Annotated in this window: 9 protein-coding genes; 4 read left to right on the top strand and 5 right to left on the bottom strand. The window is 55.7% G+C overall.

Features of this window, described 5'->3' with window-relative positions:
• Positions 1 to 21 precede the first annotated feature (21 nt).
• The gene (locus Q31a_RS01390; RefSeq protein ID WP_231691021.1) at positions 22 to 1,299 is read right to left on the bottom strand and encodes an amidohydrolase family protein; all 1,278 of its coding nucleotides are present in this window, start codon (positions 1,297 to 1,299) and stop codon (positions 22 to 24) included.
• 127 nt (positions 1,300 to 1,426) lie between these two features.
• Between Q31a_RS01390 and Q31a_RS01385 the strand changes: the two genes are divergently transcribed.
• Positions 1,427 to 3,010: a sulfatase gene (locus Q31a_RS01385; protein WP_145072882.1), complete on the top strand. Its 1,584-nt coding sequence runs from the start codon at positions 1,427 to 1,429 to the stop codon at positions 3,008 to 3,010.
• Between the two features lie 52 nt (positions 3,011 to 3,062).
• Here Q31a_RS01385 and Q31a_RS01380 read toward each other — a convergent pair whose 3' ends face one another.
• Entirely contained in the window at positions 3,063 to 4,418 is a 1,356-nt protein-coding gene (locus Q31a_RS01380; protein ID WP_145072879.1) for a GDSL-type esterase/lipase family protein, read from the bottom strand.
• A 391-nt stretch (positions 4,419 to 4,809) separates the two neighbouring features.
• Between Q31a_RS01380 and Q31a_RS01375 the strand changes: the two genes are divergently transcribed.
• Together Q31a_RS01375 and Q31a_RS01370 are read left to right on the top strand one after the other, a co-directional pair.
• Positions 4,810 to 5,406 (top strand): LemA family protein, encoded by a 597-nt coding sequence (locus tag Q31a_RS01375; RefSeq protein ID WP_145072876.1) that lies wholly within the window; start codon positions 4,810 to 4,812, stop codon positions 5,404 to 5,406.
• Positions 5,407 to 5,448: 42 nt separating this feature from the next.
• The gene (locus Q31a_RS01370) at positions 5,449 to 7,431 is read left to right on the top strand and encodes a M48 family metallopeptidase (RefSeq protein ID WP_145072873.1); all 1,983 of its coding nucleotides are present in this window, start codon (positions 5,449 to 5,451) and stop codon (positions 7,429 to 7,431) included.
• Between the two features lie 224 nt (positions 7,432 to 7,655).
• Here Q31a_RS01370 and Q31a_RS01365 read toward each other — a convergent pair whose 3' ends face one another.
• From Q31a_RS01365 to Q31a_RS01355, 3 genes are all read right to left on the bottom strand, one after another.
• Positions 7,656 to 9,320 (bottom strand): putative ABC exporter domain-containing protein, encoded by a 1,665-nt coding sequence (locus tag Q31a_RS01365; RefSeq protein ID WP_145072870.1) that lies wholly within the window; start codon positions 9,318 to 9,320, stop codon positions 7,656 to 7,658.
• A 163-nt stretch (positions 9,321 to 9,483) separates the two neighbouring features.
• Positions 9,484 to 10,491: an NAD-dependent epimerase/dehydratase family protein gene (locus Q31a_RS01360; RefSeq protein ID WP_145072867.1), complete on the bottom strand. Its 1,008-nt coding sequence runs from the start codon at positions 10,489 to 10,491 to the stop codon at positions 9,484 to 9,486.
• A gap of 149 nt (positions 10,492 to 10,640) precedes the next feature.
• The gene (locus Q31a_RS01355; protein WP_145072864.1) at positions 10,641 to 11,864 is read right to left on the bottom strand and encodes a BaiN/RdsA family NAD(P)/FAD-dependent oxidoreductase; all 1,224 of its coding nucleotides are present in this window, start codon (positions 11,862 to 11,864) and stop codon (positions 10,641 to 10,643) included.
• 198 nt (positions 11,865 to 12,062) lie between these two features.
• Here Q31a_RS01355 and Q31a_RS01350 point away from each other — a divergent pair, with 198 nt between their 5' ends.
• Complete coding sequence (locus tag Q31a_RS01350; RefSeq protein WP_145086699.1) at positions 12,063 to 13,061, top strand: AAA family ATPase; 999 nt, start codon at positions 12,063 to 12,065, stop codon at positions 13,059 to 13,061.
• Positions 13,062 to 13,086 lie beyond the last annotated feature (25 nt).

Genomic DNA, 13,086 nt, shown 5'->3' with positions numbered 1-13,086 from the left:
TCTGAGCACTTGCATGAAAAATTAACGCTCGCCAAACTCTCCAGAAGAAGTATTCTTTTCGAGCCGTTCGCGGATCCCCGGAATGATCCGCGCCGCGTTCCCGTGATAGATCTTCTCCAGCACGGGCGGCGGCAGGTCGACACCGTAGATCTGCCAAAATCCCTGGGGAGGGACCGGGTATTCCGAGTACGGAAAATACTCGTCACGAGTCTCTAAGAACCTCCAATACAAATGGTAGCGGGCCTCGGGCCAAGGCCCATCGGTTCCGAACAGGACACGGTCTTGGTACGCAACCAGAAAGTCTCGTGCCGTGTAGGGCTGGCGACCGAGTTCCGAAATGCGCGAAGCAAACTCGACCACCACATTCGGGTGCTCCTCGAGCATCCGCGCCGTTTCCTTCAGATCCTCTCCATCGTTCCCCAAATGGGCTGCAATAAACGTGGTTCCTCGGTGCCGAGCGAACAGTCGTTCACGAGCCGCATGCAACTCTTCACGACGGGGAAATCGATCCGCCGGAAAATGCCAGTCGGGATGCCTCGACAACTCTTCGATTCGCTCATTTTTTGAGTCGATCGGGTCAAAAAAAGCACTCGGGTCGGCCGTGTGAATGAGGATTGGCAATCCAAGTCGCCCGCAAGCCTCCCAGATCGGATCGAATCGAACATCGTCAATTGCGATCAGACTCCCGTCCGGATTGCGATACTTGAGCCCAAATGCTTTGAACACTTTCACTCCACTGATACCGCGCGCGGCTGCATCCTCGAGCCCCAGCACCATTCGATGTGCGAAATCCTCGCGTTGACAATCCCAACTCGCGGGGTCGTCCTCCTGCCCCTCCCCCTGCCAATTAATATTGGTGAAAGCAGCAAAGCGATCCTTGTAGTCGGTCCACAGTAATTTCAAATGCTCATCAATACGGTCCCCCAAGCGCGCATCGAGACTGATCACGACCGAAATATGATTGCGATCCATGAGCTTGACGAATTCATCGAGTTCCTCAGGGGTGCGTTTGGTGCGAAACCACAAATGCGAGTGCACATCCACCACTGGCTGGCTAGCATGGGTTAACAAGTGCGATTCGGTGCGGAGTTTGGTAGCGGGTGCGAACTCACTCAGTCGAAGCGTCGGCCCCGCTTCGTCGATTGGCTGAACCGTAGCCACTTCTCCTGGAGGTCCCTGAGAGACATACTGCGGCCCCTGACCGTTTTCCTCGCGGGCGCTCTCTTGGCAACCTGACACCATGACGCCCACCACACCAATAAGGCTCGCTACCAGACGTACACAACTAGAAATCTTCAACTTTCTCTCCCCGGCATGTGCGCGGTAGTCCGTGCGACTCAAAAGACCATCCCCTCTACTGACCGTCACTGAGTTAGAATGCGATTGCCTCCCCACTCTTGCCCACAAGAATAGGAATGTCAATGACATGTCAGTATTTCGGTTATTGATCCTAGCAACGATTTGCTGTTCGCAATATGAAATCCATGGGATGGAGCGTCTGCCGAACGTCGTTCTCTTCTTGGTCGACGACCTCGGCTGGAGCGATGTGGGGTGCTACGGCTCCAGCTTCCATGAAACTCCCAACATTGACCGTCTGGCCAGTCAGGGAACGCGATTCACGCAAGCCTACGCGACGTGCCATGTATGCTCTCCCAGTCGGGCTAGTATCTTGACCGGCAAGTATCCGGCGCGATTGCAGTTGACCGACTGGTTACCTGGTCGCAAAGACTTTCCCTTCCAACGCTTGCAGAACGTCCGCTCCCTTCAAGCGTTGCCAGCCAGCGAAATCACGCTTGCAGAACTACTCCGTTCCTGTGGCTATCGCACCGGTCACTTCGGAAAATGGCATTTGGGGGAATCCCCGAACGATCCGACACAACATGGCTTTGACGTGCGTATACCACAGTGGAACAAGGGATGGCCCAAAGCGGGGTACTACGCTCCCTACGCCATGGAGGGACTCGACCGATCGGACGGCGCCTACCTGACCGATACTCTTACAGAAGAAGCGGAACGATTCATCGAATCGAGCGGCGACCAACCCTTCTTCCTTTACCTCGCTCATTTTGCGGTCCACGATCCCATCGAAGGGCGACTGGATTTGGTCGACAAGTATCAGCAGCGACTTGCGCGACGTGCACCGTCTCCAAAGCCCTCATTTCTACTGGAAGGCAATCCCGACGCACTGGTCCCTCTAACGCGCGCACAGCTCGATCGACGAGCCGCGAACAGCGACTGGGAGGGCTTTAAAGTGCTCCCCGAGCGAACCGTGAAAGTCAAGCAACATCAAGACAATGCTCAATTCGCTGCCATGGTCGAGTCCATCGACCAGAGTTTAGGCAGACTGCTGGCAAAGCTGGAATCTCTCGAGCTGGAGGACAACACGATCATTGTGTTCACGTCCGACAACGGTGGCATGTCTGCCGCCAACTTCGGAAATCCTCGCAGAAGCATATCGCCTGCGAATCTAGATCGGGCATTCTCAACCTCCAATCTTCCCCTGAGGGGCGGAAAAGGCTGGTTGTACGAAGGAGGTATCCGAATCCCCATGATCATCAAATCACCTCACGTAGCGTTGAGCCAAAACGTCTGTGAGGTTCCAGTCATCAGTACCGACATCTACCCAACCCTTGCCGAGCTAACCGGTATCGCAGCTCCGCCCCCTGTCACTGATGGGATTAGCCTCGCTCCGCTTCTCACTGGAGAGACAGCCTGCTCCCGGGAAGCTCTTTTCTGGCATTTCCCTCACTACAGCAATCACGGCATGCAGAGCCCAGGTGGAGCAGTGCGTTCCGGAGATTTCAAACTCATTGAATACTTTGAAAATCATTCGGTGCAGTTATTCAACTTGAAGGAGGACATTGGTGAGCAGGTCGATCTCTCCGCGACTCAGCCTGAGAAGGTTCAGGAACTGAGAAACCAATTGCACAACTGGAGAATGGAAGTTGCGGCACGAATGCCGCCCCCCAACCCCAGTTTTGTCTCTCAAAATACGCATCCGTCAGACTAGGAACGAACCAATTTTTCGGAACGCGCCGCACTGCCGCACGGCTAGAGCTGCACTATTCAACCGGTCCGATCTGCAGGTTCCGGTATTCAATCTGCCCTCGGTCACCTTCCAATCCGATGGGACCGGACTCTGGCAACTTAAATTCAGCCTCGAGGACCTCGCCGTTGCAGGTGCATTTGGCGGAATTACCCCGGACAACTACGACCAGTTCATTCCACTCGCCTTCTCGAAAATTCTTGAGATCCTTGTAGGGCCCCGCCAGCAAGTAGTCGCGACATTGCAATTGAGGCTCGCGCACAAACACACCACTATCCGCATTGGGCGTCGCGCGGAATTCAAGCTTGAGGGTAAAGTCTTCGGGGAATTCCCGGGTGGTCCACAGCTGCTGAATCTTCCGTCCTTCGGGAGGCGTAGTCACCACCAGGCGGCCATGGATGGCTCGGTAGCGTCCATCGGGTGTCGCCGTTTCTCCGCTAAGATCCAAACGCTCCGTAACGATGGGCCACGGCGGGGAATTCTTCCACCCCGCTCGTTGCTTGAGCTGCTTTTGGGTAGTCGGCAACAAGCACCAGCCCGTTAGATCATGCCCGTTGAACAAACTCTCAAATCCAGAATCGGGCTGGAACGCGACTGTCTCGGTTTCGATTAGGCCAAGCGTTGCCAGCACCGGACGCAAAGCTGCCGCCCACTTGGCATAGCCAATTTGATTGGGGTGCAACAAGTCTGGGAACTCAGCTTCCTTGGCATCTCCCTTGGCATCGGCAAACAGCGTCCAAGTGTCCACCACGGTAACTTGCGAATCCCCATGCACTGCTTGCCGGTAAAGTGCATTGACGGCTTTGATATTCTCCGCCGAGCGTTTCTTGCTTTCCGAGCTAGGAAACACTTCGCAAACGACAATCGGCATGTCTGCGCGATGAGCTTTGAGGGCTGAGATGATGGCTGAGAAATTCTCTGCGACCTGTTCCGGTGTCGCCAATTCTTCCAAATCGTTGGTCCCCATCAGGATGACTACGGCCGCAGGATTGAGTGATAACACATCCTCTTGGAGACGCAACAGCATCCCCCGCGTGGTATCCCCGCTAATCCCACGGTTGGCAACTTTCATCCCTGAAAAGCTGCCACCAACGTCATCTCCCCACCCCTGGGTAATGGAATCGCCTAGGAAGACCACTGCACCTTGATCCTGCTCGACTTGGGTTGCCCAGGTCGAGCGTCTCTGCCGCCACAGATTCCGAAACCAGTCGTACCGCCGCAGCGGCCCCACGCCAGCCAGCCCTTCGTCCGTGTCAGGAATCTGCAGAGATGACGATTCGGCAATCGCCGCCGTTTGCGCCGAAACAAGAGCAGGCTGCAGGAAGACTCCAAAGAGGAAACCACCTAGAATCAATCGATAGGGTAGACGCATCGCGGGTGAAACTCCTAGAAATTTGTGAGGGTAGGGATGAGCTTTGACAGGCTAGATTCTAACCGATCTCAATCCAATGCTTGCTCGCCCTCGAGCGCTAAACATCGGCAAATAGCACCGCGATTCCCCCAAGTGGCAGTCGCTCCCGCCAGTACCCCTCACTTTTAGAGCTGGTGAGCTATTCTCGCGCAAGCTGGCCCAACGCGCAATTTCCGAGCGGCTGCGCCTAGTTGCCTTGCATTCAAAGCCCTATCCTGTTGCAATCGGTCTCAATTAGGTACCAATGGGTTTGCTGGGACTATCAGCGTTCCTGAACTGCGGACAAGCCGTGGTTACGGTATGCTTAAGTCTTGCAATTTGCTTTTCAATTCCACGTGGGAGAATTCACAACATGGCCTGGATCGTTTTAGCTGTTTTTCTAGGGGTAATTCTGATCGCCATCCTGTATGGAATTGGGATCTACAACCATCTGGTTAGTCTACGAGAACGCTACAAAAATGCATTTTCGCAAATCGAAGTGCAGCTCAAGCGGCGATACGACCTCATTCCCAATCTGGTCGAAACCGTCAAGGGTTACATGGCCCATGAAAAAGACACACTCGAGGCAGTCATCAACGCTCGAAACCAAGCTGTATCGGGACTCAAGCAAGCCGCTGGCGACCCTTCCGATCCAGCCGCCATGCAAGCACTGGCCGGCGCTGAACAAGGTCTAACCGGCGCACTTGGCCGCCTCTTCGCCTTGTCGGAAGCGTATCCGGACTTGAAGGCCAATCAAAATATGATGCAGCTGACGGAAGAAATCACCACCACAGAGAACAAAGTCTCGTTTGCGCGTCAAGCGTACAACGACACCGCTACCTCCTACAATATCTACAGGCAAGGGTTTCCGGCAGTTTTGCTGGCTGGCATGTTCGGACATGCTCAAAATGCGGAACTGCTGCAGTTCGATAGCAAAGCGATTGCCGAGGCCCCTAAGGTCTCATTCTAATACGACTCAACTGTCTCCCTTCTCTCACCGACACCGCTCTGTATGTCTACCGATTTCTTTCAACGCCAGTCCGATGCTCGAAAGAGCACTTGGTGGCTAGTTACCATGTTTGCGTTGGCAGTCATTGCGATTGTGACCACCGTGGTGGTAATTTCCGTGATCGTCATTCGCACGCAAGCTCGTGGGGCGATTCAGCCGTTTGCCAGCCAGCCTGAGCAATACTCCGTACCGATCATCGCGGGCCTAGTAACTCTCATGATTATCGTCGGTGGCTCGCTCTACAAGATCTTGGACCTTCAAAACGGTGGTGGAACGCGTGTTGCCGAGAGCCTCGGTGGTCGCAAACTGCACGCCGACACCAAAGATCCTGTCGAGCGTCGCGTCTTGAATGTGGTAGAGGAAATGGCCCTGGCTTCGGGGGTCCCTGTTCCGCCGGTCTATATGATGCAGGAGGAGGGGATTAACGCCTTTGCGGCAGGCTACTCCCCCAGCGATGCAGTACTCGGTATTACACGTGGTTGCGCTGAACAACTTACCCGTGACGAATTGCAAGGGGTCGTTGCCCACGAGTTCAGCCACATTCTCAATGGCGACATGCGAATGAGCATTCGACTGATTGGGGTACTGCACGGAATACTGCTAATCGGCCTGGCAGGTCAGATTGTCATGCGCATGTTCTTCTACTCAGGAGCAGGGCGTTCGCGACGCAGCAGCAGCAACAGCAATAACGGCAATGGTGGTCAAGTCATCATCGTCATTATGGCCATTGGCGTTGCGTTGCTTGTCTTGGGATTCATTGGGACGTTCTTTGGGAACCTGATTAAGGCTGCCGTATCGCGGCAACGCGAGTACTTGGCGGATGCTTCAGCCGTACAATTCACTCGAAATCCGGCGGGGATTGCCAATGCGCTCAAACGCATTGGAGGTTTCAAAGAGGGGTCCGCTATCAAATCGCCCCATGCCGCTGAAGCCAGCCACATGTACTTTGCGCAAGGTGTTTGGGAAGGCATCACCGGCCTATGGGCTACTCACCCCCCTTTGGCCAAACGCATTCGAGCCATCGAGCCAAATTGGAATGGCGCGTTTCCTGCGCCGGTTAACCCAGCCAGCAATTTCGCTCCAGGAAATGTTGCGGGAGCAGCCGGATTTGCTGGTTCCACTGGCGCGTCCCAGTCCAGCTACCACAGAAAACTTGCGGAGGTCCCAGTGGCCTTGGTGGACCATGCCATTGAACACGTGGGAGACCCGACAACCGCTCACCGCGATTACGCAGCCGATTTGATCCAAGCCCTTCCAGAGACATTGCTTGAGGCGGCCCACGAGACGTACAGCGCCCGAGCCGTCGTCTACGCATTGATGCTAGATAAGAAATCGAGCATTCGCAAGGCACAGCTCAGCGTTCTTGCACAACATGCATCACCGGACGTAGTGAAACTCGTCGAGAAACTGCAGCCACAAGTTGATCAAGTTGACGATCGCGCACGTCTCCCCTTAATGAACATCGTGCTGCCATCCCTGCGAGCCATGTCCGCTAAGCAATTTGCCGAGTTCCGTTTCTGCTTTGTAGAATTGGCTCAGGCGGACGAGCAGATTGATCTGTTCGAATGGATGCTGGCCCAAGTTCTCATGCGCCATTTGCGGCCACAATTCGAGCCTGTCCGAGCTCCTCGAACACAGTACTACAACCTCCAGCAACTCGCCCCCGAATGCTCCTCTCTACTGTCGATCGTAGCTGAAGCTGGGAACAACGCGACCGTTGCAGCCACAGCGTTTCGCAATGGGGCTCAACTCCTGCCAGAATTGAAATTAACGCAACAATCCCGCTCACCCAGCGCGCTGGCCGAGTTGCAAATCATCATGAAAAAGCTGACGTTGGTGTCGGCGAAACATCGAGGACGGCTAGTCGATGCCTGCGCCGCAGCCATCTGTGCCGATCAGCACGTCACCTGGCAGGAAGCAGAATTACTCCGCGGTATTTCCGACCTCCTAGACTGCCCCATGCCGCCGCTTTTAATCGAAGGCTAGTGAGCGGCCCCCAATCACCCTGCAGCAGTAACCACCCTTCCTTGCTTACGAGAGACGCAAATCGCAAGAGTAGCATGGCCCCCCGGTCCGTGGCAAAACAACAGCAACAGCTCCCACCTCACCACGACGGCCGCACCCCAATCACCCTGCAGCCCCTCTTCCTTGCCCTCGGTGGGTGACGATATCAACAAACCGTTGCGCCAGATAATACCACAGGTAAACCACTACCGATCGTGTTCGACTTCTTCTTGCCCACCTTCACGAGAGCTCGGTTGCCATTTCCTAAACGCGCGAGCCAAAAGTGAAATGTAGATCGAACTCGATAGCAAAGCCCCGAGCGAACCTCCAATCAGGTAGCTCAGCATGGGAACACCGGTCAGGGCAGCCAGCAGGCCAGCACAAGCCGCCGATACGAAGATGGCCGGAATCAACATCGCGAAAAAGATCCAGACGCTAGCCATTGCCCGACCAGCGGCCAGTGCATCGCGTTGCTGCAGCGCTTTGGGCCGGATAATGTTCCACATGCCCAGCAGATTGACGTTTGCGGTAACGACTAAGGCGGCTGGCAACAAGGCCAATGACAACACCAAGACCTGGGAGCGTTGCTGCGGTACCAGATAGAGAAATAAACTGGCGACTAGGCTGTGCAAGACCAACACCGGCAAGAGCGGCCCCGCCAATTGCCCCACCACAATCCGCCATGATGGAATGGGAAGTGATTTGAGCATTTCGCGTTGAGAAACGGGGCCTAAGAAACCTACCGGCAGTTGCAGCAGCAGTAAGAAATCGGCGTACAGCGTTAAACCTGTCATCCATGACATCATCCCCCACCCCTTGAGTCGGTCTGGATCGACCATCAGGGGAACAACGAGAACCAAGCCTACAATAGCCGCGGTGAAGATGAGATAGCGTGGCAAGATCCGGAGTGAATGGGTCATCTGCATCCACGCAACGCTTCCAATGCCTCCTAGTGCGGCAGGCATGGGTACTCGCAATCGCCGAGTCCATGAAGCGGCTCCCGCCCCGCCGGCAATTCCACTACGCAGTGCGTTCTGCCGTTTGGTGACCGATTGATCGGTTCGATTGGTGCTGGCCTCTGCATAGCGTCCCCCCAGCGCGTAGACCATGGCGATCAACAGTCCCAAGACCGCCAGCCGAGCCGGCATGAGCAGACAAGCATCGGGGAAGAAGTTCGCGGACGAGAGAGGTGCAAACATCCATCCCAGCGGTGGCAAGATTACCCGACCGATGGGCGTATTGATCGCCGCCGCTGCCACGGTCGAGATCTGTGGCACCTCTCCGTGCTCCCTCAACTGTCCCATCGCCTGGATAATCAACATTAAAAAACCGGCTAAGGCGAACATCGAAACCAGGCGCCGGAGCCGCTTGATCGACATCGTATGAGCCGAGCGAGCCGACAAAGAGGCAATCATCCCAATCAGCAGCGACACCACGATCAACAGCCACATTCCCATCAACGCGGCAGGAAAGCTACTGACGTAAGCGGTGGCAATTAAGGATAGGACCGTAGCGCTTATCAGCGAGCGAAATGCCAATCGCACTAGATTGAGCGTAATGACATCAGGACTGCGGAACGGACCACCAACAATAAAGTGCACTTCTGCGGGCCGCATCACCAAGCCACGATCGGCCGATGCGGTCAACCATGTCGCCAATAGATAGAGCAGCGCCCAAAACGGCATCGCTGCACCAAATCGGCCGCCTCCCGATCCGCTCGGATCAAATGCGCGAGCGGAAATGATCATTCCAACAAACAACAACATCAGCAGCAAGAGCACTACCTGCCGCCAGCTATTGCGGATATTCAGCACACTTCGTAGCGAACCACGAAAGTCGAGCCAGAGTAAATACCATAGAGCGCGATGCATGAACACAGTCAATTAAATCCATAAGCTTATTGTCATCGTGCGGACAATTGTAACGTGCCCAGGAAAGTTATGGGAAATGCTTCTACCGCACCTCCGTAAGACCACGAGCCCGCAGAGTTACGATTCACCCAGCCGGCATGCGATCGGAGCGTTCCAACAATAGCTACGCAGTGGCTAGCCGCTGCAACCAGGGACGGCACTTTTCAAACTCAGCTTCGACATCGCGCTCGGGTTGGTAGTCGAGCAAGTTTCGTGCTCGATCGATATTAAAGTAGTGATCGAGCGCCAATTGGGCTGCGACAAAGCGAGTCATCGGCGGCTCCTGCTTGCGTTTCAATCCCCAATAGATTGCTTCCAATATCGCACCAATGCCGTACGCTGCTGAGTATGAAATCGAACGTGTGGGGACGGGCACACCCGCCGTGGACAAGATCTTTGAGATCCACTCCCAACACTCCACAGGTTGCCCATCGGTCAAGAACAATGCTTGTCCGTTCAAGCGTGGATCGTCGTCGAGCAATCGGTTGATGGCTTGCACGTGAGCACCGGCCGCCGATTCAACGTGAACCACATCGATCAAGTTCTTGCCCGACCCAACTCGACGCAATTTCCCCTGCTTGGCACGGGCGATAACGCGTGGAAAGAGATGCGGATCATGCTCGCCCCAAATCAAATGGGGACGCAAGGCGCAGGTCCGGACCTGACCTATCTTCGCGGCGGACAGCACTGCCTGCTCAGCCAGGGCTTTGGTGTGGGGATAGAAGCAAAGCCATTTTTTAGGGTAGGGCGCACTCTCATCCACTCCCGACTGATGCTCGCCAGCGAACGTCACGCTAGGGCTGCTCGTATGCACAAAAGCGCGGACCCCATGTCGATGCGCTGCTTCGAGCAAATGAGAGGTAGCCAGCGTATTCACCCGGTAGTAATCTTGCCAAGCTCCCCACACCCCAGCCTTGGCCGCAGTGTGCACGACTCCAGCACATCCTTGCACGGCTTGCAACACTACGGCCCGATCGGTCACATCCCCCTCAAGACACTCCACGCCTAGACTGGCCAAACGGGGATAATTTGCTCGGGCAAGTCCACGAACTTCATAGCCCGCTCGCAGGAGTTGCCGCGCAACAGCAGCCCCCAAAAAGCCACCATAGCCCGTAACCAAAATCTTTGCCATCAACTCGCACCTTCGAAAAACACTTACTAGGGACCAGAGTCAGCCCACGCCGGCTCCTCTCGCTCAACCGGGACGCAGTTGCTTGCACTCCACGTAACGGATACGTCCGTGCTCGAGCGAACGGCACTCAGCACCGGCAGCCCGCAGCTCTAGACATTCAGGCCAGCAAGATGCCCGGTGCTGAATGCCGCTTGAAAATTAAACCCGCCGATCGGCCCATCCACGTCCAAGATCTCCCCCGCCAAGAACAGCCCCGGCGCACATCGACTTTCCATCGTTTGCGGATTCACTTCTTTAGTGGACACTCCACCGGCCGTCACCTCGGCCTTGGCATAGCCGCGGGTTCCACTCAGGGGCACTCGCAACCTCTTGAGGTCTTCGATCAAGCTGAGCCGAGCTTTGCGGGGCAGTTCCGAACAGGTTGTTGTGTCGATAATCTGTGCTCGCTCGAGCAACTTGATCGATAAGCTCTTGGGAATCCAACTGTTTAGGATCGAACCAATCCCTCGCTTACCTGCTTGTGTCAGCCGCTGCAACACCTGCTCTTCTGTCTCGTCGGGGATAAGATCAACGATCAAAGTAGCGTGCTGTGGTTGAGCGAGGGCCGCGACGTGCCGTGAAACGTTCATGGGCACCGGACCGGAGCAACCAAAGTGAGTCCACAAGAACCCTCCGCGGCTCAACAAGCGTGGATCCTTGTTCCTCTCCCCCTCTACCACAACTTTGGCTTCCACACTTGGTAGCGTGATGCCAGTAAGTTCGTGAACCCAAGTTGCAGGGCTTAGAAGAGGCGTTAAAGCGGGGAAGGTCCTTTCAACCGTATGCCCAGCCTGTCGTGCCCAAGCATACCCATCGCCAGTCGTACCGCATGCGGCGTAGGACAATCCGCCACAACACAACAGCACTTTGCTGGTCGGCAACGTCTCCTCATGGGTCACGACCTGCCATGCTCCATCCTCGGTTCTGGCTACATCGACCACAGCCACGCCACTGCGCAGCTCCGCACCGGCCGCGTTCAAGCGTCGCAGGAGTGCGTCCCGCACATCGATGGCTCGATCGCTAACGGGAAAGACCTTGCCGGTATCTTCCACTTTGGTTTCAACCCCCAATCGATGAAATTCCTCCACCACCGCCGACGGAGGCAATTCGTACAATGCAGGTTTGAGGAAGCGGCCTTGCCGGCCAAAAGCATCCATGATCCCCTGAATTCCGCAGTGATGGGTAATATTGCAACGCGTGCCGCCCGACATCAGGATCTTCACACCTGGCTTGTTGTTCTTCTCAAGCACCAAGACGCGGCGACCACGGGCGGCGGCCGTACCAGCCGCCCAGAGACCTGCGGCCCCACCTCCGACAATGATTAAATCCCACATATACTTAGGTCTATCCGACAGTTTTAGAGCGTCAACGATTTCGTGAGTGCGTAGTATAATAGAGTCGCTCGATTCTCGGACTTCCCCTGAACCAGTCAATCGAGCGGAATTCCGAGCAGCAACTCTGCATGTGCATCGGAGCCATTGGCATACCTTGGGAGTAGTGGATTGGGCGTGGAAGACTTCGTGAATGAGGAAATGGACCTGGAATGCGCCCAACGCTTGCGGTCCGCCTGTGAAGCAATCCGTCATCAGTTGTCCAAGGCGATTGTCGGGCAGCACGAAGTCATCGAGCAACTGCTAATCGCCATGTTGGCGCGCGGCCACTGCTTGTTAGAAGGTGTCCCAGGGCTGGCCAAAACGCTGATGATTCGCTCGTTGGCCCAAACGATGGATCTTTCCTTCCATCGCATTCAATTCACTCCAGATCTGATGCCCGCCGATATCACCGGGACCGATATCATTCAGGAATCTCCCAGCACGGGACATCGGGAGCTCGTGTTCGAGCGTGGCCCAGTTTTTGCGCAGCTGGTACTCGCCGACGAGATCAATCGCACGCCCCCGAAAACTCAAGCCGCTCTGCTGGAAGCCATGCAGGAACACGAGGTTACCGTGGGCGGCAAGACCTATGCATTGACCGAACCGTTCTTCGTACTGGCCACCCAAAACCCCATTGAACAAGAGGGAACCTACCCTCTGCCAGAGGCCCAGCGCGATCGATTCCTGTTTCAAATCGCCGTCGACTACCCAACTCGCCAACAAGAGTCGGACATTATTGAGCGCACGACATCCGCTGGAACCACCACCCTGTCCCCCGTAGTCAGCGGTGCGGATATGCTGCAGTTCCAACAGATCGTGCGACGAGTACCGTTGCCTGAAAATGTCAAAGACTTCGTCCTGGACCTAGTCCGTGCGCTCCGACCGGGCAGCGATCGCCCACTGGCTTGGACCGAGAAATGGATCGAATGGGGGCCTGGGCCGCGTGCCGGGCAGCAGTTGGTCCTAGCCGCCAAGGCCCGAGCCCTGCTCGAAGGCCGCTACCACGTCACGCTCGAAGACATTCAACATCTAGCCCTCCCCGTACTCAGGCACCGGATCGTCCCCTCTTTCTCTGCAGAATCCGAAAACCAACGACCCGATGCCCTGATTCGCCGTGCCCTGCAAGAACTTCCTAAACCTAAGCTTCCGTTACTTTAAGACTCCCCATAGCTGATTCGAGACC

Origin of the sequence: Aureliella helgolandensis, from assembly GCF_007752135.1 — a bacterium.
Classification (GTDB): domain Bacteria; phylum Planctomycetota; class Planctomycetia; order Pirellulales; family Pirellulaceae; genus Aureliella; species Aureliella helgolandensis.
This window is presented reverse-complemented; position numbering and strand designations above follow the sequence as displayed.

What these genes read in the sequence shown, in the direction of transcription:
- Q31a_RS01385 (WP_145072882.1), top strand. Translation starts at nt 1,427, where the DNA reads ATGTCAGTATTTCGGTTATTGATCCTAGCAACGATTTGCTGTTCGCAA.
- Q31a_RS01380 (WP_145072879.1), bottom strand. Translation starts at nt 4,418, where the DNA reads ATGCGTCTACCCTATCGATTGATTCTAGGTGGTTTCCTCTTTGGAGTC.
- Q31a_RS01375 (WP_145072876.1), top strand. Translation starts at nt 4,810, where the DNA reads ATGGCCTGGATCGTTTTAGCTGTTTTTCTAGGGGTAATTCTGATCGCC.
- Q31a_RS01370 (WP_145072873.1), top strand. Translation starts at nt 5,449, where the DNA reads ATGTCTACCGATTTCTTTCAACGCCAGTCCGATGCTCGAAAGAGCACT.
- Q31a_RS01365 (WP_145072870.1), bottom strand. Translation starts at nt 9,320, where the DNA reads ATGCATCGCGCTCTATGGTATTTACTCTGGCTCGACTTTCGTGGTTCG.
- Q31a_RS01360 (WP_145072867.1), bottom strand. Translation starts at nt 10,491, where the DNA reads ATGGCAAAGATTTTGGTTACGGGCTATGGTGGCTTTTTGGGGGCTGCT.
- Q31a_RS01355 (WP_145072864.1), bottom strand. Translation starts at nt 11,864, where the DNA reads ATGTGGGATTTAATCATTGTCGGAGGTGGGGCCGCAGGTCTCTGGGCG.
- Q31a_RS01350 (WP_145086699.1), top strand. Translation starts at nt 12,063, where the DNA reads ATGGACCTGGAATGCGCCCAACGCTTGCGGTCCGCCTGTGAAGCAATC.